The organism is Spirulina subsalsa FACHB-351 (assembly GCF_026130165.1).
Taxonomy (GTDB): Bacteria; Cyanobacteriota; Cyanobacteriia; order Cyanobacteriales; family Spirulinaceae; genus Spirulina_A; species Spirulina_A subsalsa_A.
The window spans coordinates 4,050-27,965 of the sequence record NZ_JAIHOM010000022.1 but is presented as its reverse complement, the minus strand read 5'-3'; the positions used below and the strand labels follow the sequence as shown (position 1 = coordinate 27,965).

The 23,916-nt window shown below is 47.0% G+C and carries 22 protein-coding genes; 12 read left to right on the top strand and 10 right to left on the bottom strand.

Features of this window, described 5'->3' with window-relative positions:
- Window positions 1-71: 71 nt before the first annotated feature.
- The 4 genes from K4A83_RS06220 to K4A83_RS06205 form a co-directional block, all read right to left on the bottom strand.
- Window positions 72-1,457: a UDP-glucose dehydrogenase family protein gene (locus K4A83_RS06220; protein WP_265263583.1), complete on the bottom strand. Its 1,386-nt coding sequence runs from the start codon at window positions 1,455-1,457 to the stop codon at window positions 72-74.
- A gap of 80 nt (window positions 1,458-1,537) precedes the next feature.
- On the bottom strand, window positions 1,538-2,473 hold the full coding sequence (locus K4A83_RS06215) for a UDP-glucuronic acid decarboxylase family protein (RefSeq protein WP_265263582.1): 936 nt from the start codon (window positions 2,471-2,473) through the stop codon (window positions 1,538-1,540).
- Window positions 2,474-2,626: 153 nt separating this feature from the next.
- Window positions 2,627-3,619, bottom strand: coding sequence for an arsenosugar biosynthesis radical SAM (seleno)protein ArsS (gene arsS / locus K4A83_RS06210; protein WP_265263581.1), 993 nt, complete (start codon window positions 3,617-3,619; stop codon window positions 2,627-2,629).
- 110 nt (window positions 3,620-3,729) lie between these two features.
- Window positions 3,730-4,632: a cell division protein FtsX gene (locus K4A83_RS06205; RefSeq protein WP_265263580.1), complete on the bottom strand. Its 903-nt coding sequence runs from the start codon at window positions 4,630-4,632 to the stop codon at window positions 3,730-3,732.
- Window positions 4,633-4,784: 152 nt separating this feature from the next.
- Here K4A83_RS06205 and def point away from each other — a divergent pair, with 152 nt between their 5' ends.
- Both def and K4A83_RS06195 read left to right on the top strand, forming a co-directional pair.
- Window positions 4,785-5,348, top strand: a complete 564-nt coding sequence (def, locus tag K4A83_RS06200) for a peptide deformylase (RefSeq protein WP_265263579.1) — start codon at window positions 4,785-4,787, stop codon at window positions 5,346-5,348.
- A gap of 22 nt (window positions 5,349-5,370) precedes the next feature.
- Window positions 5,371-5,571, top strand: coding sequence for a hypothetical protein (locus K4A83_RS06195; RefSeq protein WP_265263578.1), 201 nt, complete (start codon window positions 5,371-5,373; stop codon window positions 5,569-5,571).
- A gap of 149 nt (window positions 5,572-5,720) precedes the next feature.
- Here the strand turns inward: K4A83_RS06195 and K4A83_RS06190 are convergent, their stop codons facing one another.
- The 3 genes from K4A83_RS06190 to K4A83_RS06180 all read right to left on the bottom strand — a co-directional run bounded on the left by K4A83_RS06190 (window position 5,721) and on the right by K4A83_RS06180 (window position 8,092).
- The gene (locus tag K4A83_RS06190; RefSeq protein ID WP_265263577.1) at window positions 5,721-6,446 is read right to left on the bottom strand and encodes a 2-phosphosulfolactate phosphatase family protein; all 726 of its coding nucleotides are present in this window, start codon (window positions 6,444-6,446) and stop codon (window positions 5,721-5,723) included.
- A gap of 201 nt (window positions 6,447-6,647) precedes the next feature.
- Entirely contained in the window at window positions 6,648-7,607 is a 960-nt protein-coding gene (locus K4A83_RS06185) for a methyl-accepting chemotaxis protein (protein ID WP_265263576.1), read from the bottom strand.
- Window positions 7,604-8,092: a hypothetical protein gene (locus K4A83_RS06180; RefSeq protein WP_265263575.1), complete on the bottom strand. Its 489-nt coding sequence runs from the start codon at window positions 8,090-8,092 to the stop codon at window positions 7,604-7,606. Before K4A83_RS06180 ends, K4A83_RS06185 begins: the two co-directional genes overlap by 4 nt.
- A 125-nt stretch (window positions 8,093-8,217) precedes the next feature.
- Here K4A83_RS06180 and K4A83_RS06175 point away from each other — a divergent pair, with 125 nt between their 5' ends.
- The 4 genes from K4A83_RS06175 to K4A83_RS06160 all read left to right on the top strand — a co-directional run bounded on the left by K4A83_RS06175 (window position 8,218) and on the right by K4A83_RS06160 (window position 11,586).
- Window positions 8,218-9,081 carry a hypothetical protein gene (locus tag K4A83_RS06175; protein WP_265263574.1) on the top strand — a complete coding sequence of 288 codons (864 nt, stop codon included), beginning with the start codon at window positions 8,218-8,220 and terminating at the stop codon, window positions 9,079-9,081.
- The gene (gene trmB, locus K4A83_RS06170) at window positions 9,071-9,772 is read left to right on the top strand and encodes a tRNA (guanine(46)-N(7))-methyltransferase TrmB (protein WP_265263573.1); all 702 of its coding nucleotides are present in this window, start codon (window positions 9,071-9,073) and stop codon (window positions 9,770-9,772) included. Before K4A83_RS06175 ends, trmB begins: the two co-directional genes overlap by 11 nt.
- Window positions 9,773-9,953: 181 nt before the next feature.
- Entirely contained in the window at window positions 9,954-10,835 is an 882-nt protein-coding gene (gene phaZ / locus K4A83_RS06165) for an intracellular short-chain-length polyhydroxyalkanoate depolymerase (protein ID WP_265263572.1), read from the top strand.
- Between the two features lie 304 nt (window positions 10,836-11,139).
- Window positions 11,140-11,586, top strand: coding sequence for a VOC family protein (locus K4A83_RS06160; RefSeq protein ID WP_265263571.1), 447 nt, complete (start codon window positions 11,140-11,142; stop codon window positions 11,584-11,586).
- A 12-nt stretch (window positions 11,587-11,598) separates the two neighbouring features.
- Here the strand turns inward: K4A83_RS06160 and uraD are convergent, their stop codons facing one another.
- On the bottom strand, window positions 11,599-12,096 hold the full coding sequence (gene uraD / locus K4A83_RS06155; RefSeq protein WP_265263570.1) for a 2-oxo-4-hydroxy-4-carboxy-5-ureidoimidazoline decarboxylase: 498 nt from the start codon (window positions 12,094-12,096) through the stop codon (window positions 11,599-11,601).
- A gap of 245 nt (window positions 12,097-12,341) precedes the next feature.
- A complete protein-coding gene (locus K4A83_RS06150; protein WP_265263568.1) occupies window positions 12,342-13,316 on the bottom strand; it encodes a DUF362 domain-containing protein in 975 nt (324 codons plus the stop codon).
- 175 nt (window positions 13,317-13,491) lie between these two features.
- On the opposite strand from K4A83_RS06150, the gene K4A83_RS06145 reads away from it, so the two are divergent.
- The 4 genes from K4A83_RS06145 (at window position 13,492) to K4A83_RS06130 (ending at window position 19,018) form a co-directional block, all read left to right on the top strand.
- Window positions 13,492-14,859: a hypothetical protein gene (locus K4A83_RS06145; protein ID WP_265263567.1), complete on the top strand. Its 1,368-nt coding sequence runs from the start codon at window positions 13,492-13,494 to the stop codon at window positions 14,857-14,859.
- Between the two features lie 166 nt (window positions 14,860-15,025).
- The gene (locus K4A83_RS06140; RefSeq protein ID WP_265263566.1) at window positions 15,026-16,699 is read left to right on the top strand and encodes a serine/threonine protein kinase; all 1,674 of its coding nucleotides are present in this window, start codon (window positions 15,026-15,028) and stop codon (window positions 16,697-16,699) included.
- A gap of 105 nt (window positions 16,700-16,804) precedes the next feature.
- The gene (locus K4A83_RS06135; protein ID WP_265263565.1) at window positions 16,805-17,593 is read left to right on the top strand and encodes an ABC transporter ATP-binding protein; all 789 of its coding nucleotides are present in this window, start codon (window positions 16,805-16,807) and stop codon (window positions 17,591-17,593) included.
- 21 nt (window positions 17,594-17,614) lie between these two features.
- Window positions 17,615-19,018, top strand: coding sequence for an MlaD family protein (locus tag K4A83_RS06130; RefSeq protein ID WP_265263563.1), 1,404 nt, complete (start codon window positions 17,615-17,617; stop codon window positions 19,016-19,018).
- A gap of 139 nt (window positions 19,019-19,157) precedes the next feature.
- On the opposite strand, the gene K4A83_RS06125 is transcribed toward K4A83_RS06130, so the two are convergent.
- Window positions 19,158-20,750 carry a tetratricopeptide repeat protein gene (locus K4A83_RS06125; protein WP_265263562.1) on the bottom strand — a complete coding sequence of 531 codons (1,593 nt, stop codon included), beginning with the start codon at window positions 20,748-20,750 and terminating at the stop codon, window positions 19,158-19,160.
- A gap of 134 nt (window positions 20,751-20,884) precedes the next feature.
- Between K4A83_RS06125 and K4A83_RS06120 the strand changes: the two genes are divergently transcribed.
- Entirely contained in the window at window positions 20,885-22,072 is a 1,188-nt protein-coding gene (locus K4A83_RS06120) for a pentapeptide repeat-containing protein (RefSeq protein WP_265263561.1), read from the top strand.
- A gap of 138 nt (window positions 22,073-22,210) precedes the next feature.
- On the top strand, window positions 22,211-23,916 hold a 1,706-nt coding region (locus K4A83_RS06115; protein WP_265263560.1), incomplete at its 3' end, for a coiled-coil domain-containing protein.

Here is a 23,916-nt window from a genome sequence, read left to right as displayed (position 1 = left end):
TTACACTTGAAACCGGGTTTCCTCGACAGAAACCCGGTTATTCACATCGAAACCATTAGAAAGTTCAGAACTTAATGACCAATTCCGACATAGCGGAAACCAGCCGCTTCTGCGGCCTCGCGGTCTAAATAATTCCGACCATCGATGATGATTTTGGTATTAACCAAGGTGGCTAATTTGCCATAGTCCAGATGGGCGAATTGTTTCCAATCGGTCACTAACACCAGCGCATCACAACCATCGGCCAAGCGTTCTGGGTCTGTTTCTACAATGACATGGGATAGGCCGCTACTCATGCCGGATTGGGACACAATGGGGTCGTAGGCCTTGACTTTAGCCCCTAAACGGTTCAACTGTTCAATTAAGTCTAAAGCGGGTGCGTCACGCATATCGTCGGTGTCGGGTTTAAAGGTTAACCCTAACAGTCCCACGACTTTTCCTTTGAGGATTTTTAACTCGTGTTGTAGTTTCTCAATGATAATCAGCCGTTGCCGTTGGTTGACACTAACGGCTGCTTTGAGTAATTCGGCATCATAACCGTAGTCATCGGCTGTATGAATGAGGGCGGAAACGTCTTTGGGGAAACAAGATCCCCCCCAACCTAAGCCTGCTTGGAGGAATTTTGTCCCAATTCGGGAGTCTAAACCAATGCCTTTGGCCACTTGGGTGACATCGGCTCCGACGCGATCGCAAATATTGGCAATCTCATTGACAAAACTAATCTTGGTCGCGAGGAAGGAATTGGCTGCGTATTTAATCATCTCCGCCGAATTCAAATCCGTTAACACCAACGGAACCGGTGGTAAGTTTTGATCTTCAGCAAAGGTGCGATCTACCAAAGGCTGATAGAGTTGCTGCATCATTTCTAGGGCTTTTTTGCTGTTACTGCCCAAAACAATGCGGTCGGGGTTAAAGGTATCGTAAACCGCCGAACCTTCCCGCAGGAATTCTGGGTTACTCACCACATCAAACTGGGCTGTAATTTCCGTGGTTTCGTCACCACCTCCCCCAGCACCCACTAGGGTTTTTTGGCGTTCCGCGACCCCATCTAAAACAATCATCCGCACCCAATCCCCAGACCCGATGGGAACTGTAGACTTGTTGACAATGACCTTATAACCGTCGTTAAGATGGGTTCCAATGCCTCGCGCTACGGCTTCGACATAACGGGTGTCACTTTCTCCGTTAGGTAGGGCAGGAGTTCCCACAGCGATAAAGAGAATATCGCTATTTTGTACCCCATACTCTAAATCTACTGTAAATTCCAAACGTCCGGCGGTCATACAGGACTGCATCAATTCTGAAAGTCCGGGTTCATAGATGGGGGTTTGCCCAGCCTTCATGAGTTTGACCTTATCTTCATTGTTGTCTATACAAATCACATTATGGCCAATTTGAGAAAGACAGACACCCGTCACTAAACCGACATAGCCTGTACCGATGACACATACGCGCATAAGATTAATCCTCAAAAAAAGTGGGTAGAATTCGCAAGGTTGATTCCCCTAGAAGCTTAGGGCTAAAGCTTGTTTTTGGGTTAAAGGTCTTGGCTTAGGCGATCGCGAAAATAATCAATCGTCTGCTTTAAACCCTCTTGTAGATGCACCGTCGGCTCCCAGCCCAATAAATTTTTAGCACGAGTAATATCCGGCTGACGTTGTTTAGGGTCATCTTGGGGCAGAGGTTCATAGATTAATTCCGCATTGGGGTTAATCATGCCCTGAATCGCTTGGGCTAACTCCAAAATGGTGTATTCCCCCGGATTGCCGATATTCACCGGATCCGTATAATCACTATTCATCAGTCGGATAAACCCCTCAATCAAATCCGACACATAACAAAAACTACGAGTTTGGGAACCATCCCCATACACCGTCAGGGGTTTACCTTGTAGTGCCTGCACAATAAAATTACTCACCACCCGCCCATCATTAGGCAACATTCGCGGTCCATAGGTGTTGAAAATCCGCACCACCCGCACATCTACCCCATTTTGCCGATGATAGTCATAGGTCAGGGTTTCCGCCACCCGTTTCCCCTCATCATAACAAGCCCGAATACCATTACAGTTCACATTCCCCCGATAGTCCTCCGTTTGGGGGTGAACCGTGGGATCTCCATACACTTCCGAAGTTGAGGCTAAGAAAAAGCGCGCTTTCACCCGTTTAGCCAGTCCCAACATATTCAACGTCCCCATGACATTGGTTTTAATCGTCTTCACGGGGTTGTATTGATAGTGGACCGGAGAGGCCGGACAAGCTAAATGGTAAATCTGATCTACTTCTAAACGAATCGGTTCCGTAATATCATGGCGCACTAACTCAAAATAGGGATTGTCCAGCCAGTGTAAGATATTGCGTTTGCGACCCGTGTAAAAATTGTCCAAGCAAATGACTTCATGACCTGCTGCCATCAGGCGGTCGATGAGGTGGGATCCTAAAAAGCCAGCACCACCTGTAACAAGGATTCTCATAAGGTTGATTTTTGGGACTTTGAGTTTAATCTTAAGGCAATTTTGCCCCGGTCTACTATTTAGATTGGCTTCCCAGATGTAAAGTTTTTGTTAAGATGTGCATTGATAATTAATAATTGTTCGCCATTCCCCATGACCGATTCCCAGCAAAACTTACAACAACGCCCCCCCACAACTAGAACCCGACCCCGCCGTACAACCATAACAATAGGCGGCGGTTTGAATCCTTTTAATTTGGTCTAAGTTATTGAATTCGAGGAGCTTTTGAATCGTTAATTTTTGCCCCTTACTATCCCGTGCGGGTAAATTTTCCATCTGATTAAAATCGCAATCGTAAATATTGCCTAAATAATCGATTGATAATTCATGGCGACACATCAAATTACTCACGGTTTCTGGGTTGTAATTATCCTCTAGGAATTGCAGATAACCCTGGGTTAGTTGGCGGCGTTCTAAATATTGCTTTGTTCGTCCAATGGGTAAATTAGTAATGGTCAAAAGTTGATTAAAGTCAATGGCAAAATGTTCCTTTAAATACGCCTTATAATCCCGTTCTAACTTTTTCTGTTCGGGGGGTAATGTAAATTTATTTGATTTGGGGAGGGGAGGATTATAGACTAAATCAAGGATGAGATTGGGATGAATACCATAGCCTTGTTCATTCAAGCGTTTTAAGGCCTCAATAGATTTTTGATAAACCCCTGCCCCTCTTTGCCCGTCTACGTTCGCTTCTAAGTAGCAAGGCAGAGATGCCACCACTCGCACCTGATGTTCCGCAAAATATTCCGGCAGGTCTGTAAATTCAGGTTCAAAGAAAATCGTTAAATTCGACCGCACAATAATTTCTTTATGATATCGCCTTGCCTGTTCAACGAGAGGACGAAACCCATAGTTCATTTCTGGCGCACCTCCGGTTAAATCAACGGTTTGAATTTGGGGGAAGCGGGCAATGATTTCTAGGAGTTGTTGACAAATTTCTGGGGTGAGTTCTTCGGTGCGTTGGGGGCCGGCTTCAACATGGCAATGGGTACAGGCTAAATTGCAGCGTTTCCCGAGGTTAATTTGGAGAACGGTAATGGTGGATTTGGTGAGGGGAGAGGAGAGTTTTTGCTGAAAGGGGGTGATGGTTGTGAGAGATTGAATCATGGGGTTTTCTGCTAACAATTTCTGAGGGAGAAGCGATGACAACTTATTTTAACAAACAAGAAATATCTGAGTTTTTCCTGAGTGAGGATTAAACAGTTCCTGAAGCGCCCTTAACGCAGTGCTAGACGACGGAGGGCGAGATAACTACTGATTAAGCCAATTCCTCCCCCACCGCTTAATAAAATGAGGGGGAGGAGGGACATTTGCAGGGAGGTGAGGGTGAGTTGTTCGGTGAGAAACCGTAAAAATTCTTGTTCTGTAAAGAGGAATTGAGCGATTAAGGTTCTCAAGGTTGTGATGAGGATGAGGGATAGAATCCCCCCGGCTAATCCAAATAAAATACCTTGACAAATGAAGGGAATTATGATCCAGACTTTGGTTGCTCCGACCAGTTGCATAATTTCCAGTTCATTGCGTCGAGCAACGGCGATTAAGTGGAGGGTGGTGGTGACAACGGCGATCGCTGTAATCGATAAAATACTAATCAAAGACAGACTGACCCAGCTTAGACCCGCTTGTAATTGTTCAAACTGTTCTCGCGCCTCATTGATATAAACACAATAATCCACTTGAGGCAAGGTCGTTAAGCGTTCGACTAGATTAGGGACTGATTGGGGGGAATAGGCCGTTACTTTCAATTCATCGACTAGGGGATTGCCTTCCAGTTGTTGGGTGGCATAATCCGGGTCGGCCACGCGCAATTCATAAAGGAGAGACTGCCAAGCTTCCTCCTTGGAGACAACGCGCACCTCCTGAACGGTGGGAAACGCTTGTACTTGATCAATAACATCTTGACCGGATATATCAGGCTGAAGATAGACAGAAATTTCTAACTGACTGCCAAAATGGGCAAGGAGTGCATCGAGTTGCCAACTGGTTTGGAGAGAAAGACCAAACAGGAATAACGAGACGGTGACGGTACTAATGGCCGCCCAATTCATCCATCCCCCTCGTTGTAAACCCGAGAGGGTTTCGCGGCACAGATAACGGAGTTTGGTGAGAATTTGCAACATGAATGGTGGAACACAATGGGCTAATCGTACAAGACAAGGGCGGGAAATGACCAGAATTTTTGGTCAACTGCTCCCTGTGAACCAACCTCTCTCGCGAAGTAGCTGTTAAGATCGGAGAAGTTCTTAAAACACTGTCCCTGTCTGATAATTCTATGACTTCTGCTGTTCTGGTTGAAAAGAAAAAGTTAAAACAACCGCCTTTAGAGATTCACTATCTTGGCGATCGCGTCTTACGTCAACCCGCTAAACGAATTAGCCGGGTGGATGAGACGGTGCGGCAAATGGCGCGGGAAATGCTGCAAACTATGTATAGTTCCGATGGCATTGGTTTAGCGGCTCCTCAAGTGGCCATCCACAAACAGTTAATCGTCATCGACTGTGAACCGGACAATGCCGCCACCCCTCCCATCGTTCTCATTAACCCTCAAATTGTCGGAGCTAGTCCAGAAGTCTGTACGGCGGAAGAAGGGTGTTTGAGTATTCCGGGGGTGTATTTAGAGGTGGTGCGGCCCCAAGTGATTGAAGTGAGTTATAAAGACCAACAAGGTCGCCCCCAACGGATGAAAGCCAAGGGATTACTCTCTCGGGCGATTCAACACGAAATGGATCACCTGACGGGGGTTTTATTCGTGGATCGGGTTCAAAATGGGTTAGTCTTAGCAGAAGCATTGAATAAGCACCATTTTTCAATGCAAGCTGTTCGTCCCATTCAGTGAGGGGAAGGGAAATTTTATGGGCATGACACCGAAAAGCGGCGTTTTTTTGATGGGGTCTTGTATTTGTGCGATCGCCGCCGTAGGTTCTATCTTTGAACTAGCCTACGGACACCCCACCTATGGCGTGGCCGCCACCACCGCCATTTTAATCGCCAGCATTCCCCTAACCGGACTCTTTTTCTGGGTAGCGGTACAAGATACCAAAGCCAATCAAAATCAATAATCTACAACCAATAGTCTGAGGGGGGATTGGTTTCCCCACCCGTCTATACGGTGGGGTAGTTCATAAACACCTTAAAAACACCCCCCCCAACTTTGGCCTCAGCTGAGTTGGGGGTTCTGCGTACTTCTAGAATCAGCACCGGGAGACTGTCACGACTTTAGGGTTAACAGGCCCTTTTCCACTTGCAGGGGTAGGACATTCAATAAATCGGTTTGAGCGCAATACTTGATATCATCAAGCAGGTCTAAACGTAACAGCCGTTGACCGTGACTAGCTTGGCAAAATAACTCCACTAACTGATCTTGCCATTGACGATATAGACTGACGGCCCCTAATACTTCGTCATTGCCAACGATGGCGGGGTTTTGTTCATAAAAAGGCAGTGCGATCGCCCCCGCGCAGACCGTATCCTCTAAAGAATAGGCCCCTTCCCAACCCGATCCCACTAACCAAACCGTCTCCGGCTGATGTTGGCTCAAATAGTCTACAACAGCCTGACGGTTCACCTGCGCCCCCGTTAACACAACAGGCGCATTTTCCACCCGTTGTAAGGTTCGGGTGCCATTAGTGGTACTAATAAACAACCGTTTCCCTTGCACTTGTTCCGGGGTACACAACAGGGGCGAATTTCCCATATCGCAGCCTTCCACCTGTTTACCGCCCCTTTCTCCAGCCCGAATGCGCCGATCTGCCGCCCAGGCCTCACTCACTGTCATTAACTGGTTAATATCACTAAAAGCTTGTACCGCTTCAGCACCTGCATTCAAGGCAGTTGCAATCGTGGTTGTGGCACGCAAGACATCAATCACAACAGCACAATCGGGATTGTGATCGGTGGGGGTTAATTCAGGGGTATGGTAAACGAAAAGTTTCACGTTGCTCTGGTTGTTGGATATGGTGTTTTGGAGTGACGAGCTATGATTTTATCATAATTGAAGAAGGCAAACTTAATTTACCGAAAATAACCCCGATGAACTATGAGCAAATTACTCCTCGTGAACTACAACCTAACGCCTATCTCCCCAGTGGGGAGATAGCTCTACAGGGTGAATCGCCGCAACGCTCTGAATATTTTCTTAAGTCTTATCGATGTGAACTTCATTGACAATGTTCACGACTTGTTGAATCGCAATCGCCTGTTGATTTGCCGTTAGAGAAATTTGTTCATTATTGACAACAATTTTCTCAATAGAATTCAAAACTCCGGTAAAAGCTGAGGCGGTTTGTTCCACAACCTGCACATTCTCCGTAACGGTTTGAATTCCTTGTTCTGTCACCGTTGAAGTCTTTTGAACAGCGTTTTGAATTTGGGACACTAAAAGATTAATGGTTTCAGCATAGGTTTTACTTTGATCAGCCAGTTTGCGAATCTCACTGGCGACTACTCCAAAACCTCGACCATATTCTCCAGCATTCACCGCTTCAATGGCAGCATTTAACGCGAGCATATTGGTTTGATTCGCCAAGTCTTTGACCAAGCCAGAAATATCTGCAATTTGACTAGCTTTTTGTTGAGTATTCACAATTTCTAAACCAATTGCTGTAACGTTTTCTTCTAACTGGGTCATCACCTGTTGACTATGGGCAACGGTTACAGTTCCTTTCTGACAAAGATTTAAGGCTTTTTGTGCTTGCTGATCGGCGGCGGTTGCTTGTTGAGCGGTACTATTAGAAGAAGCCGCTAACTCATTCATAGAGGTTGTAATTTTAGTAAAGGTTTTTTGCAGTTGAAGGGCTAAACTTTCCTGTTGTTGTACTTTAAGTTCAAGCTCATCCAAAGTCTGTTTTAAGGATGCTTCGGCTTGACTTCGACGTAAATCAATATGGCTCATTGTGAGAGAGTTCCACCAAATTAAAACCGCAAAAATAATGATGTTTAAAATTCCTAAAATGGAAATTCCCATTTCGGGGCTATAAACATCTTGACGAAAGCCAACTAAAACCAGCCAGCAGAGGGTAGGGGGAAAAAGAATAGCCGTAGGTAGGAGGCGTTGAGCGATAATACTTCCGGCATGATCTCCTGTAATTACAGTCATGATTCCCTGATTATATGTGCCGATAAGACCAATGCAGATCCCAATAAAAGAAAGTTAAATGCACTGTTAGGAGCCATACGTCCGGGGGTAGCTGTTGCTACAGCATCGAAAGATTCTTTGAAAAACAGTTCATCAATCCCGAAATTGACCTGAAAACCATATTGCTTGAGAGTGAGTAAACCAATTAATAATACAATCACAGCGCAAATTAAAGCATTAGGACTCCACTGGGATGATTTTTGTTGTTGATGCCAGAAAAATAAAGAAGCCCCCCCAAAAATAAAACCAATGGCGGTGTTGGCTTTCATAGTGACTAAACCGGGGAGAACACTTTTTAGGAGGGGAATGCCAAATATCCAGCCAACAATGACGAAACCCCCAATGAGCATGACGATCAAACTGGCGACCCAAGAAAGGGACTGAAAACGGGATCTGCTGCATTGATAGGGGTGCAAGTTTGGGGAAAATTGCTGATAGTTATTCATGGAATACTTGAAGTCAATAAAACTAGGTCTATGCTATTGATTGGGAGTAGAATTAAATGTTGTTTTAACTACCAAGATGTTGGTTGAGGAGAAAATTCAGCGCTTTTTCTGATGCCCGAGGTACTATGAGGGACGGATTTAGTGGTAGAATCTCCGTTATCCCTTTCGACTATCCCCCCGTGGCACAGGTGTTTAATCGGCGGAAAAAACGGCAATCCTTGGGTTCTTCCGCTCTCCTGAAAATTGAACGTTCCCTATTACAGGCTTTGGCTTCTCGTCAGTCCCGTTTATTGGCGCTGTGGATGATGAGCGGTTTGGCGTTGGTGTTCCTGTTGGTGTGGAACTGGAAACTGACGCTGGCGACGGGAACGGGAGGAGGTGTGATGTGGTTGGTGTTTGTGGGACAGGGGTGGGATTGGTCGAAGTATTGGTTACGGGTGCAAAGGTTTTTAAACAGTCCTCAGCGTCCTTTAGCGATTGCGGTGGGGAGTGGAGGACTGGCGGCGGTGGGGACTTATCTGGTGGCTTCGATTTGGGTAGATACGGAGAATCGTTGGTTGGCTACGGGTGCGATCGCACAAGGTCTAGGAACATTACTCACCCTGGGTTTATTGGGGTGGCAGATGACCCACCAGAAAACCCAAAGTCATGAAGGCCGTTATGAGCGATTATTGCAGGAATTGACCCAGCCCGATCCCCTGAAACGGTTGATCGGGGTGCGACAATTAACCCGACTGAGTGAACAGTTAGACAACACGCAAAAACGGCAACTGATGGAATATTTTCAACTGTTGTTATTACGGGAAGAAGATCCCACAGTACGTCAAGGGATTTTAGATGGACTGCAACAGTGGCACTTTTCCCCGGTGAAGGCTCAACCTCTCTCTCCCCTACAAATGCCGTTACAGTTTAAAGCGTCTCGTCCCCTCAGTGGTCTAGAAATCTCGGGGGGTGAAGTGTTGGAGCAACAACAAGGGAATGCGCGCTAATAGTCGTCCTGTTACCAGTTCACAAACGACGGTTTACAGTGCTTTAGAAAAGGTGGTGCAGAAGCATCTGGCCCATCGGTTTCGCAAACCTATCCCGGATTATCAACGGGAGATTTTTCAGCAGGCGATCGCACAAATTCCCCCCCAGACTCCCCTGATTCTGGATTCGGGGTGTGGTGTGGGAGAAAGTACCCGTCACCTCGCTCAACAGTTCCCCCACTGCTTCATTTTAGGGGTAGATCAATCTTTACACCGTTTGAGCAAAAGTGACCCCCAAGGGGAGAATTATCGTCTGATTCGCGCCGATTTAGTGGATTTTTGGCGTTTAATGGCCGAGGCATCCATCCCCCTAACTCGTCATTATCTCTTGTATCCCAATCCCTACCCTAAACCTGTCCATTTTAAGCGGCGCTGGCATGGCCACCCCGTCTTTCCCACCCTGTTACAACTGGGGGGAGTGTTGGAATTGCGCAGTAACTGGCGGATTTATGTCGCTGAATTTGCGCAAGCGTTCCAGTTGGCCACTGGGACTCCCGGACAATGGGAAATGTTCACCCCCTCCTCACCCCTGACTCCCTTTGAGCGCAAATATTATGAAAGTGGTCATCAACTTTGGCGTTTTTGGGGGTTGATCTCCTCATCCCACCCAGTTAAAGATTATGGTGGGAGAATCCCCGAAGGGAGCAGATAATGTGTAGTATCTTGTTGGGTTGCGCTGTCGCTTCACCCAACCTACAGATTGCTCAACAATTATCAATGATTAATTATCAATTCTTTTGTTGGGTTGCGCTGTCGCTTCACCCAACCTACAAATCGCTCAACAATTATCAATGATTAATTACTAATTATTGATGATTAAAATAATAGAGAAGATGCAATCTATCACATTAGATAATGGTGAAACCTTAGCCTATCGGGAATCTGGACAAGGGGAGCGAGTATTATTATTGATTCATGGTAACTTGTCCTCCTCTCAGTATTGGGATGTGCTGATGGAACAATTACCGGAGGATTATCATGTTTTTGCGCCAGACTTGCGCGGTTTTGGCAATTCGTCCTACCATCACCCTATTGAGTCTATTTCAGATTTCGCCGAGGATCTACAAGCTTTTATCCGCCAACTTCAGCTAAAACGGCCGATGATCCTAGGGTGGTCTTTGGGGGGTGCGATCGCCTTACAATTAGCCTGTGATACCCCTCAACTCCTCAGTCGTTTAATCTTACTCGCTTCTGTCAATCCCCAAGGATTCCCCCTGCCCAAACGGGATATCTATGGCCGACCCATTCCCGGAGAATTTTTCCAAACCAAAACCGAACTTGCACAAGATCCCCTTGTCATCCTGCCCATTTTAAAGGCTTTTGAAACCCAAGACCAAAGCTTTTTTAAATCCCTTTGGAATCAAGTCGTTTACACCCAAAACAAACCCGATGCTCAACAGTATCGTCGTTACCTCAGAGCCACCTTAAAACAACGGAACTATTTAGATGTAATTTACGCGCTCAGTTGTTTTAACTTATCCTCTCACCATAATGGTGTAGTGCCAGGAACAGGCGCAATTAAAAGGCTAAAATCTCCCACTTTAATTATACATGGAGATCGAGATTATGTCATCCCTAAAAGTAAGGCATTAGAAGGGGTAAAAATGCTAGAAAATCAGCCTAAGTTAGTGATCCTGAAAAAGGCAGGACATTCGCCATTAGTAGATAATTTAGAGGGTTTAGTTACTGAAATTAAAGCCTTTTGGGATAGCTAAGATTTGCTCAGTGGGGGTTAATTAGGGCTTGCTGAATAACTTCGGGAGTCGGGAGTCGGGGAGAGGGGGAGCAGGGGAGCAGGGGGGCAGGGGAGCAGGGGAGCAGGGGAGCAGGGGAGCAGGGGAGAGGGGGAACAATTATCAATTACCTATTCCCCATTCCCTATTCCCTATTCCCTTGTGGATTACAAAACTCAAATGGAAACGCTATAGTATAGAATAGGTTTACTCCAGATTTGGGGCGGCAAATTCCCGATTATTTTCGCCCAACATTTTTGACCTAAAATTTATTGGACTTCTGACTATGACTAACAGTTTATCTCAGGCTAACATTTTATTTCATCTCGCCATTCCCATTAATAATATTGAACAGGCCAAAACTTTTTATGTGGAAGGTTTAGGCTGTGAAGTGGGTAGAGAATCCCCTCAAGCGATGATTTTAAACTTCCACGGCCATCAAGTAGTTGCCCACATGACTAAAGAGCCTTTAACACGACAAAAGGGTATTTATCCCCGCCATTTTGGCTTAATTTTTACCCAAGAACAGGATTGGGAAAATTTGTTAAGTCGAGTGCAAGAGAAACACCTGACCTTTTATCAAGAACCGAAACGGCGGTTTCCGGGGGAGTTAACAGAACATCGCACGTTCTTTTTAGAAGACCCCTTTTATAATTACCTCGAATTTAAGTATTATTGCCATTATGAGGCCATCTTTGGCGGTCGGGAATTAGCGGCTGTGGGCGATCGCTAAACCCATCTCAGTTTACGGCTGAATAAGATCCTGTAAGCGGAATTGGGCGATTTTGAGGATTTGTGCGATCGCCTCCTGCCGCTCCTCCTCCAGAGAACACCCCAGACGCAAGCGCAACTGATCCCGAATTTCCCCCGCCGTTTTCCCCTTAACAGCCATGACAAACGGGAAACCAAACCGTTGTTTATAGGCCCCATTGAGACGATGAAACTCCTCAAACTCAGTCACTGTCAGTTGATCCAGTCCTGCCGATTTTTGTTCCAGCGTTGAGAATTGCCCGATTTTAGCTTTCGTGCCTAAGTCGGGATGAGCGCGAATCAGTGCCAGTTGCGCCTCAGTGTTGAGATTAGCCACCCCTTGGGTCATTTTGGCGTAAAGATCGGCAAAGTCGAGAAAAGGGCGTTCTTGAGCCACCTGCTCCATCAATTCCGGTGTATTTTCAAAAATATGCCCCACTGTAGCCATAAACGCCTCATGCTCCATTGAGTTGAGTTCAGCAATTGAAAGCAAGGTGATTCCTCCTGACTAACGACAAAAAGAAACGGGGTTGACTTCATGCTCTCCTGAGCGACAAAAAGAAACGGGGTTGCGTTCATCCTCTCCTGAGTGCCTCCAAACCCTCTCAAAAACCCGGTTTCTGACCTCAAGCTTGAAACCGGGTGTCTTGACAGCCTCCCTGAAATCGGCTTTCTTTCCCTTTTAGCTGACCGCAGAGAAGCCCCGCATCGTACCCGTAGGGTCGATCTCGGGAGTCGTCACTCTAAACCCAAGTTTCCCCGTAAGCTTTTAAAACTAAGAGTTTCGGTCAAGCGGATATAGAGATGCTTAAAGGTAGAGCGCACCACCCGAGGCAGACCAAAATCAATGGGAACAAGGTTTTTCGGTAACTTCCAATCCGTCACCACCAGATCCTCCGGTTGTAGCAGGGGAAACTCAATTTCCGAGAGATCCGGACAAACCCCTAACCGTTGGGAGGCCGCCACCGTGGGAATCTGTTGGGGATCGGCCTGCAACAAAGCCACCCAAGTGCGGTCAAGGGCAAAAACATCATCGGATGCCCCTAAAATGCCTAGAAAGCGCGGATCTCCCCCACTCGGGCCGTTTCCTTCATGGCCGATAATGCCATCCATAATCGTTAACTGAGGTTGGATCGCTCGGGCGGTTTCTACCAGCATTTCCCCAAAGCGGTTGGCATCTTTTCCCGCTTCCATGTGCCACCAGGCTTTCATTTTCCCCGGCACACAACCAAAGAGATTTTTAACCCCCAAGGTCAAAGTGAGTTGAACATGGGATTTTACTTTGGGCAGATTAATCACTACATCGGCCTCTAGGGCTTCTTTCGACAGACGCAAATGGGAAAAACTGTCATTGTCAATGGTGCAGCGTTGGCCATGAAATTCCACAATCGGAATATCGAGTTGTTCTAAATAGGGTAAATAGCCATTATTGGCCGCTACCCCCTTAGCACTGCCAAAAGCGGGACTATCCCCTAAAAAGGGTTTTCCCCCTGCTTCTTGAACCAGTTGGGCGACACAGAACACGATTTCCGGGCGAGTGATACATTCCCGTTGGGGTTGACTGCCTGTAAGAAGGTTGGGTTTGAGGAGAACGCGATCGCCTGATTTCACAAAAGCCCCCATCCCACCCCAAGGGGCTAGCAATTCCTCAATGGACTGACGAAGAGCGGCGAGATCGTAAGATTCCCCACGAATTAAACTAACAGTAGACATCGAACTTTATACTTTGCTTGTAAAATTTCTCTTAAGCTATCACGGTTTTTCGAGAAGCGGAGGAGAACCGTCCGTATAACTACTTACTTCGCTTACCAAATTCTAAAATTTGGTTCCCCTCTCGACAGACCTCGTTAAAATAACAAATAAGTCAACTAGAGGTGCAGAAGGCTGGATGAACTTTGATTTTGAACGGGATCACCAACGCTGCTTAGATAAGCTGATCTGGGCAACTCGCCAGCTTAACATCAACACGACGGAACGGGATCTTTCCAAGATCGCCGAGTTGATTGTTCAGGCCATGACTGGACGCTGGCGTTCTTTCCATACCCCAGATCATATTTTTGAGGTGGGGGGGTCAGACAACCCGATTGAGGTACTGGCGGCTTTGTTCCATGATCTGGTGTATGTGCAAGTGGATCAAAGTGTTCATTTTAACCTCACGTTTTATATCACGCCTTTTGTGCGAGAGTTTCGAGAAAATCTATATATTCGCGATCGCGAAGACCTAGGCAACGACCCCATGTTTGACCTAGTGATGGAGGTCTTTGGGTTTACTCCCAGTCAACAGCTATCCCCCTTTGGCGGACAAAATGAGTTCCTCAGTGCTTTAGTCGCCGTTAAAGTCCTAGAGTCTTTTATTCCCCCGTCCCTGATTTTACAAATCATCGCCTGTATTGAGGCCACCATTCCCTTCCGTCCCCATAAAGATGGAGTGAGTCCGGCCGCCCGTCTTCATGAACGACTGATTGCAGTCAACGAGTCCTTTCAGCTGGGGCTATCTCCCGAGGAATTGGTGGAGGCTGTCCGTCAATCTGTCCGCATGGCGAATCGAGACGTGGGGAGTTTTGCCAATCCAAATCCCAAAATCTTTCTTGATGGCACTTGGGACCTCTTACCGGAAACGAATCACAATCTCCGGTTTACCAACTCCTACACCGTGAATCAATATCGGGTAGCTCTGCAAAAAATGGAAGGGTTTATGAACTTCCTCAAACCAGATTTAGTATTCCAAGATTATGCAGGAGAACCCAACGCGGAAACCTATCAAAGTCTACTCACTAGAGCCGGGAAAAACTTAGAAACGGCTCGTTTATATTTAGGGAGTAAATTATTCACCATTGCCCTATTAGAGGCTTTATCCCAACGCTTTGGACGCAATATTCCCCTCTCTACCATCATGGGTGAGTTAAACCCGGAAGGGTTAAATGTCGGGAAATTGGAGGATTTTTTACCCGATATTTCCAATAATTACCCGCCCCAAAATAGTTTAGAAGAAGATGTTTTTGAACTGTTGGAAAAAGGGCGTTATAGCGCCTCGTCCTATGATTTAAAAAACTCGCCTTTAACAACCTTAATGGTTAAAATCATGGGGTTTGAACGGATTCAACAGTTACATGATAACGCCAAAGAGTTTTTTGAGGGTAAGCTCGATGGAGAGTCTTTCTTAGCCGTTTGTGACCCGATGGTAGTGGAAATTATTACCAATAGCTTGATTAAGCTATTTGATAATCGCAAAGCGGCTTTAATGCGGGCGAGTTGAGGGAGGTGGGGAATAGGTAATAGGTAATGGGGAATAGGTAATAGGTAATAGGTAATGGGGAATAGGGAGCAATTATCAATTAACAATTATTAATAATTAATTATCAATTATTAATTTCCATATGTTACTGTTTACTGACTAATAAGGGGCAGTTCAAAAACTAGCAATGTCGTTTATTCACTGTATTAACCCAGATTGTCCTGCCCCCTATCCCCAACCTCAACATCACAAGTTTTGTCAACGTTGTGGTACTTCCTTATGCTTACAAAATCGTTATATCCCCCTAGAACGCTTGGGAGCAGGGGGGTTTTCGGCCATTTATACCGTTTGGGATCTCGAACAACAAGAAGAAAAGGTCTTAAAGGTCTTGACAGTTGTTTCTGACAAAGCTCTACAGTTATTTGCTCAGGAAGCGTTAGTTTTACGAACTCTACGACATCCGGGGGTTCCCTTAGTGGAAACTCACAATAGTTTTTTTGAAATCCGCACCCCAAAGCGGGGGATTTACTGCTTGGTGATGGAAAAAATCAAGGGGAAAAATTTGGAGGAGTTTCTCCAAGAATATTATCCCGGAGGTTGTCCTGAAACGTTAGTTTATCATTGGTTAGGGCAAGCTCTGTCTATTTTGGAGGAGTTGCACAAACGCCACATTGTCCACCGGGATATTAAACCCTCTAATTTAATGTTACAAACAGCCGGGAGTGGTGTGGGTGGGGGAATTCCTTTGGTGTTAATTGACTTTGGGGGGGCGAAACAAATGGACTCGGCCCCAAGTTCCACCCGCTTATTTTCCTCGGGGTATAGTCCCCCAGAACAGGTGATCGGGGGTGGGGTGGAATCGACGGCGGATATTTATGCCCTTGGACGCACGATGATCCATTTGTTAACTGGGAAATATCCAACAAATATGGAAGATATTAATACGGGGGAGTTGAATTGGCGACCTTTTGCCCGGGTTTCTCCAGCTTTTGCCGATTTATTGGATGATATGGTGCGTTTAGACCCTAAATTACGCCCCCAAAATGTGCGACGGGTGAAAAAACGCTGGCGGAAGTTGTCGGAGGTGAAACAACAGGCCCGGAGTGAGGCGATCGCCCGTTGGTTGGAATCAGTCCAGAATAACCTTGTGTGGGGCTTACACTGGGGACAGGATACCCTTGCCCAGATGGGTCATTGGAGTTGGGAGTTTGTAAAATATCTGGGGCAGGCGAGTTTCCATACACTCACGGAAATGGTGTCTGGGGGGATTGGGGCGGTTTTTGGCTCTTCTATCGGTTTTATGATTCTCCAAGTCCCTAGCTTGAGGGATTGGCTGCTGTATCAGATTAACGACGAATTCTTAGGCCGTTTGCAGGGCTTAGAGTTAAAAGTAGAGGCCGGGATTTTGGTTTGTGCGATCGCCGGATTGGGGACAGGATGGGGATTAGCCAAAGCCGGTCGTTTTGGACAACGGGGTTATGCTTTGTTTTGTGCGATCGCCGGATTTTTAGGCTATGGCCTCGCTTGGATTCTCTATCAGTCCCTAACCGTCTCCGACCTCTACCGTTTCCTAACATTAATTGGCGTTTCCGCCACCATCCTCACCCTTAGTTTAGGCTTAACCCGTCACCACTGGCTACATTTAACCATCGTTCTTTTAGCCACTGGGGGCATCTTTGGCAGTCTAACCTACCTCAATCAAATTGAATTCTTTATCACAATTCTAGAGTTTTCAGACCTCATTCAAACCGTCGCCTTTTTCTCCCTCATCGGAATGTCCATCGGTTTCGCATTGGGTCTAAGTCACTACATCTTTTTACCCCTACTTCATTGGTTCACACGGGAATCCATTAATCGTTAATGAGGGCTTGCGGAATCTCGTCAAGATCCAAGTCGATCAAGTAGCATAGTTTCTGGAGAACTTTAGATCCCCCTTCCCCCACAAAACCCATTCCTGGTCTTGTCAATGACTGATGTAGCGCCCTTAATTGAACTCAAACAGGTCAGCAAAGCCTTCGGTCAGGCTTTGATCTTAGATGCCGTAGACCTTTCAATCTATAATGGTGAGGCCCTTGTGATTATTGGCCCATCGGGTACAGGCAAATCCACCATTTTACGGATCATTGCCGGATTGTTAGCCCCCGACGCTGGAGAAGTCTATATCAAAGGGCAACGTCGGGAAGGATTAGCCGAAGATGGCAACGATCCTATTACCATTAGTATGGTCTTCCAACAAGCCGCCCTATTTGATTCTCTGACCGTTGAGGAAAATGTGGGGTTCAGTTTGTTTCAACATTCCAACTTAGACCGCCAGACCATCCGCCATCTGGTAGAGGAAAAACTAAAAACCGTGGGATTAGAAGGTATTGCCGATCGTTATCCCGCCCAATTATCCGGGGGGATGCGCAAACGAGTTAGTTTTGCCCGGGCTATTATGTCCAATCCAGCCGATCCCACCACAAATCCGGAAATTATCCTTTATGATGAACCCACGGCAGGCTTAGATCCCATTGCCTCAACCGTGATTGAAGACTTGGTGCGTCAACTTCAGTGTGTGGATGGAAAGTGTGGGAGTTACGTCATGGTGACACACCAAGAAAGCACAATTCGCCGCACGGCTGATCGGGTGGTGTTTTTGTATGGTGGAAAGGTGCAGTGGGAAGGACGAGTAGAAGACATCGACCGGACAGAGAACCCCCTCGTCCGCCAATTTTTTAGCGCCAGTACCCAAGGCCCCATCCGTGTTATCAACTAATTAGGCTGTGCAGGAGGTTTTATGAGATTCATCCGAAACATTGCACCCACCCGACTAATGCGGGAAGGGGCTTTGGGACTATTTATCCTACTGGGTTTAATTGCCTTTGGGGGGTTTTCCCTATGGTTGCGTCGTCTCACCATTGGTCAAGAGAGTTACCGGGTGAATGTGCGGTTTGATAATTCCAATGGGATGAATATTGGGGGGGCGGTGCGTTATCGGGGGGTGAAGGTGGGTAGTATTACTAGGATTGTGCCAACGACAAACGGCATTTCTGTCACGCTGGAAATTGCGCCCACGGATTTACGCATTCCCAAGGATGTGTTAATTGAAGCCAATCAATCGGGTTTAATTAGTGAAACCATTATTGATATTTCCCCTCGGTCCGTTTTGGTCAATGCCGAGGAGTTGGAGAAGCCCCTCAGTCGTCGTTGCAATGCGGCGCTGATTATTTGTCATGATGACGAGATGGAGGGGGTGATTGGGGTGAGTTTGGATGATGCTATGCGCAGTATGATACAAATTGGCGATAGTTTGACTAATCCTGAACTATTGGGCAATGTGACGGAATTAACGGCAAATGCCAGTAAAGCGGCGGAAGAGGTGGCTAAGTTGGGGAATGAGTTAACGTTGCTTTCTCGGGCAGTGCGGGGGGAAATCCGGGGGTTTTCGGGGGCGGCCCAGAGTGTGGCTAATGTGGCGGAGTCTACCACAGACCAAGTGAATCGTACTATGCGGGAGTATCAATTAACGGCGGTTCAACTCAATCGTTTAGTGGAGAGTCTGAATGGGGCGGTGGTGGATAATCGGGCGAGTGTGTCGCAAACTTTGAGTAGTATTAGCCAAACGAGCGATCGCCTCAGTGAGTTGGCTGGAACACTCAATACTACTGTAGCTACGGTGCAAGGACGCTTTGATAATGTGCAGATTGAACAACTGGTTCAAAATTTAGAGCAGTTAACGGCTAATTCGGCGGAAGCTTCGGCCAATTTACGGGATATGACTCAGGCGTTTAATGATCCCGCCAATATTCTGGCACTGCAACGCACCTTAGATTCAGCCCGGGCTACTTTTGAAAATGCCCAAAAAATTACCTCTGATTTGGATGAGTTAACGGGAAATCCTGAGTTTCGCCAGAATTTGTTACGCTTGGTCAATGGGTTAAGTGGTTTGGTGTCTTCGACGGAACAGTTAGAGCAGCAAATCCGCACGGCCCAAGAATTAGAACCAGTGAAGGAGGCCTTAGAACAAGCCCAATTGATGACCGCCCCAAAATCGCCTCCTGTGCAGTCTTCTCAACCCCCAGAACCTACGTTAGTCACGCCCCGCCTCTCCCGCCCGACTCCCTCAGCCCAGCCTTCTCCTGACGCTCCTAGGCCTCTCCCAGTTGGTCCGGTAATTCAAGGGCGACGGGCTAACCCCTAGGAAGGGTCTGCTTGGGGAATCGGGAGCAGGGGAGAGGGGGAGCCGGGAATAATTGTCAATTGTCAATTATCAATTCTCACTTCTCTATTCGCGGGGGAGTCGGGGAATTAAGAATTATTGCCTCTTGCCCCTTGCCACCTCAAAACTGATCAAAGGGTAGGTCTTGCTCTGGGGGGGTTAATTGCAATAACACCCGCTCAACAGCCGCTTGTAAATCGGCCCGTTCCGGACTAATAGAAAGGGCTTCCCGATAGGCAACTAGGGCGGCCTCATAGCGTCTGAGGGCGGCGAGCGCCTCCCCTTTGGCAAACCAGGCTAGGGTAGATTGGGGGTTAAGGGCAAGGGCTTGATCGGCGGCGCGAATGGCTCCGGCATAGTCCCTCAGATGCCAGAGGATCACACTCCGATTCGCCCAAGCGACATCACTCTGGGGGTCAATACTCAGGGCTTGATCGTAGGCTATCAAGGCTTCGTTGTAGCGTTGGAGGGAAAGGAAGACGCGACCGCGATTGAGCCAAGCTTGGACGTAACGAGGGTTGAGGGCTATGGCGCGGTCGTAGGAGGCGAGGCTCTCATTGTAGCGTCCGAGGTACCAGTAGGGAACGCCTCGGTTGTTCCAAGCTTCGGCAAAGTCGGGCTGAAACCCGACGGCCCGGTTGGCTGTGGCGATCGCATCTTCATAACGTCCCAGTTGAGTTAGGGTGATGGTCAGTTGATCCCAAGCTTCGGCTACCCCCAATTTATCCCAACTGCCATCCCCGGCCAAGGCTTGTTCACAGGCCTTGAGAGCGGCCTCATAGCGTTGTAACTTATTGAGGGCCGTGCATTGTTTGACTAGGGCTAGGGTGTAATCTGGCTTAATATTAACGGCCTGGGTGAAGGAAAGCAGGGCTTCGGGGTAGTTTTTTTGCTGGGCTAATAACATCCCCTGTTGCGCCCAGAGGATGGGATTGCGGGGACTCCGTTTGAGCGCTTGGTCTAGGGATGCGATCGCCTGTACATCCCCTTGGAGTTGCTCAAAGGCCAGAGCGCGATTGCCCCAAGCTAGACTTTCGTTGAGGGTTCCCCAGTTTTCATTTCGGGCTAAGGCCGCATCACAGGAGGTTAGGGCTTCTAGAGGGCGTTGGAGTTGAGAGAGGGCTTCACACTGACGGGCAAGGGCGAGGGAATATTCCGGTTCAATGACCAGCGCCCGTTCATAGGACACCACAGCATCCTCATGACGACCTAAGCGGGTGAGACTCTCCCCCCGGAAAAACCAAGCCTCAGCAGGGTTAGTATTGCGCCAATGGGCATCAGCCAGCAGGGCATCCTCACAAGCGTCTACAGCCTCCTCATCCCGATTTAGCCCGGCAAAACCCAGACAGCGCCAAGTTTGCGCCTCGGAATAGTTCGCCCGAAACCGGATAGCATTTTCCGCCGAGGCCACCCCTTCAGCGTAACGGTTCAGACGCAACAAGACATAACTCCGATCTGACCAGATATCAGGGTCTTTAGGTTCAATTAAAATGGCCTCATCACAAGCTTCTAGGGCTTCGGTAAAGGCTTCTGCTTTAGTCTGGAGGCGGCATAAGTTCGCCCAGTAGTCAAAATCTTCTAATTCCCGAAAAGGCTGTTGTAATCTGATTCTGGGGGGTAAAGCTAGAACCGCTTGTGAGGCCGCACACCAGACCATGACGGTTAAAATAAATTGGGTTAAAGGCGATCTCTTCGAGACGCTACGCGAACGCATTTTTATCACCAACTCCTCCACTACACACCATTTGCTGTTAATTTATGCCATTGTCTAATGTTTGCCCCGGAAAAATAGCATTAGAATACGATGCAACTGACACACCCATCCAAATTAAACCCTAAAACTTCCCTATGATGCTCCGTTTTCTTCCTCTTCTCACTCTATGCAGCTTTCTCTGTGGAGTCTATCCTGCTTTTGGCTACAATCGAAACCACCTCACCCAACTCAACGAAACCCGGGATTGTCGAGGGTGTAATCTAGAAGGGGTGGAATTGCGCGATCGCTATCTCCAAAGCGCCGACCTCCGAGACGTAAACCTAAGCAACGCCGACCTCCGAGGCACCGACCTCCGCAACGCCATCCTCCGCAACGCCAACCTCCAAAACACCGACCTCCGACACGCCGACCTTCGAGGAGCCGACCTCCGCAACGCCAACCTCGACCGCGTAGACCTCCGAGGCGTAAAACTCGACCGTCACACCCTCATCGCCCCCAAATGGTTAGAAGTCTGGGAAGTCGTCAACCGTCCCATCCCCGACCCCTCCGCCCCCCCACCCCAACCCCTCAACCTCAACAGTCGAGACTTCCGCAACGCCAACCTCCGAGGCGCTGACCTCACCAACGCCGAACTCACCTCCATTAACCTCGCAGGCGCCGACCTACAAGGCGCCCGTCTCACCAACAGCAGCCTCCGTCTCGCCCGACTCTCTCAAGCCAACCTCGCCCTAGCCGACATCCAAAACACCGACCTCACCCGCACCAGTCTACAACAGTCCAGTTTCTTCGCCAGCGATCTCCGCAACGCCAACCTCAGCCGCGCCAACCTCACCAGCACCAACCTCACCAACAGTTTATTTACAGGCGCAACCCTCGACAGCGTAAGATTTAGCCCCAATACAGCATTTCGCCGCGCTAACTTCAACGAAACCACCATTCTGGATAGCAATCTAAACACCGATGATTTAATTGTCACCCCCTTCCGAGAAAGTCGGGTCAATAATCCCGCCCTACCCAGTATTTCTTTAGAAGGAGTAAACCTCAGTGAAGCAGACCTCAGTGAACGGCAATTCATCAATGCCAATTTGCGCCATGCCAATCTACGACGGAGTAACTTAACCAACGCCTATTTTGAAAATACAGACCTCACCGGAGCAGATTTACAATCCGCCAATTTAAGGGGGGCAGTTCTACGCAATGTTATCTTAGATGGGGCTAATTTACGCGATGCCGATTTAAGCGAAACCGGACTAATTAATGTTACCTTTTGCGGTACAACCTTACCCGATGGTAACATAGAACGCTGTAGAAATCAACCCTAAAAAACATGAAATAACGAATAACTAACTGAGAAATATAAGCAAAATATAATGATTTCAACACAGCTGAACTATCCGTGATAAAAGCCAAAAAAAACCTAAGAGTTTGATAAAAATTAATTAACAAGGAGACTTAAAATAATGCCAGACTGTCCCGTATGTCAAACCCAATATACCGAAGGACAAAACCATTGCCATGTGTGTGGATGGTATTTACAGGATTCCGTTCCCACCACCCCCAGCGTGGTTCTATTTAGCCAAAAAATACCAGAACCCTATCAATCTCAAGTAAAAGCTTGGGCAAAATATGTCTGGAAAGAACAACAGAAGTATCTATCAGAACTTTCTAAATTAAAATCCCAAATTAAAACGATTAAGCAAGAACGAGAACAAACAAAATATCAACTTGAAAAACTAACGGATGCTTACCATAATATTCAAAGTTTAGCCCCCAGTTTAGACAGTCTCCCAGAACTCCCTAGTAGTCCTGAATCCTCCTTAGAACAAGTCCCTCCCTTCCTGGAAGGCGAACATCCTGTTTTGGGACAAGACGAACTGATTCAGTTATTTTATGAGTGGACAAAGACACAAAATGAGCAAGAATTTATTAAAGAACAATTAGGGCAAGCGAGACAAGATTATCAGACCATTAATGAGCAATTAAAACATTTCAGTGTTATTGAACACGAATTAAATGCCTTGTCAGATGAACGAGTAAAAATTCAAGTCAAGTTGAAGCACATTGAAGAGGAATTACAGCAAGAAAAACAGGAACGTTTAAATCTGACGGATTTAATACAACAAAAAGAACATGAGATTCACTCCCTGCGAGGACTTGTCGAGCAATATCAAGAACAACTTCCCCAAGTGCCTTTATTTCTAAGTCAGCTTGAGTCTGTCGATGAACTGTATCAGTTGATACAAGCGCCGACGGAATTATGGGTAAAGAGTCAGTTAAAATCACAGGAAGCGTCTATTTTAAGTTACTGGGAAACCCAAGTTTCTGCGTTACGGGAAGAATTCACCCCCCTTGTTACACAAATGGAAGAAGTCACTACATCTCAGCAACAACTGGTGACGACAGTAGATAACATCCAAAGTGAGTTCACCACTCAACAGCAACAACTGGATAACATCCAACAAGAAGTCAATCCTCTTGTTACACAAATAGGAGAAGTTACCACATCTCACCGACAACTGGTGACGACAGTAGATAACATCCAACAAGAAGTCAATCCTCTTGTTACACAAATGGAAGAAGTCACTACATCTCAGCAACAACTGGTGACGACAGTAGATAACATCCAAAGTGAGTTCACCACTCAACAGCAACAACTGGATAACATCCAACAAGAAATCAATCCTCTTGTTACACAAATGGAAGAAGTCACTACATCTCAGCAACAACTGGTGACGACAGTAGATAACATCCAAAGTGAGTTCACCACTCAACAGCAACAACTGGATAACATCCAACAAGAAATCAATCCTCTTGTTACACAAATGGAAGAAGTCACTACATCTCAGCAACAACTGGTGACGACAGTAGATAACATCCAAAGTGAGTTCACCACTCAACAGCAACAACTGGAGAACATCCAACAAGAAATCAATCCTCTTGTTACACAAATAGGAGAAGTCACTACATCTCAGCAACAACTGGTGACGACAGTGGATAACATCCAAAGTGAGTTCACCACTCAACAGCAACAACTGGAGAACATCCAACAAGAAATCAATCCTCTTGTTACACAAATGGAAGAAGTCACTACATCTCAGCAACAACTGGTGACGACAGTAGATAACATCCAAAGTGAGTTCACCACTCAACAGCAACAACTGGAGAA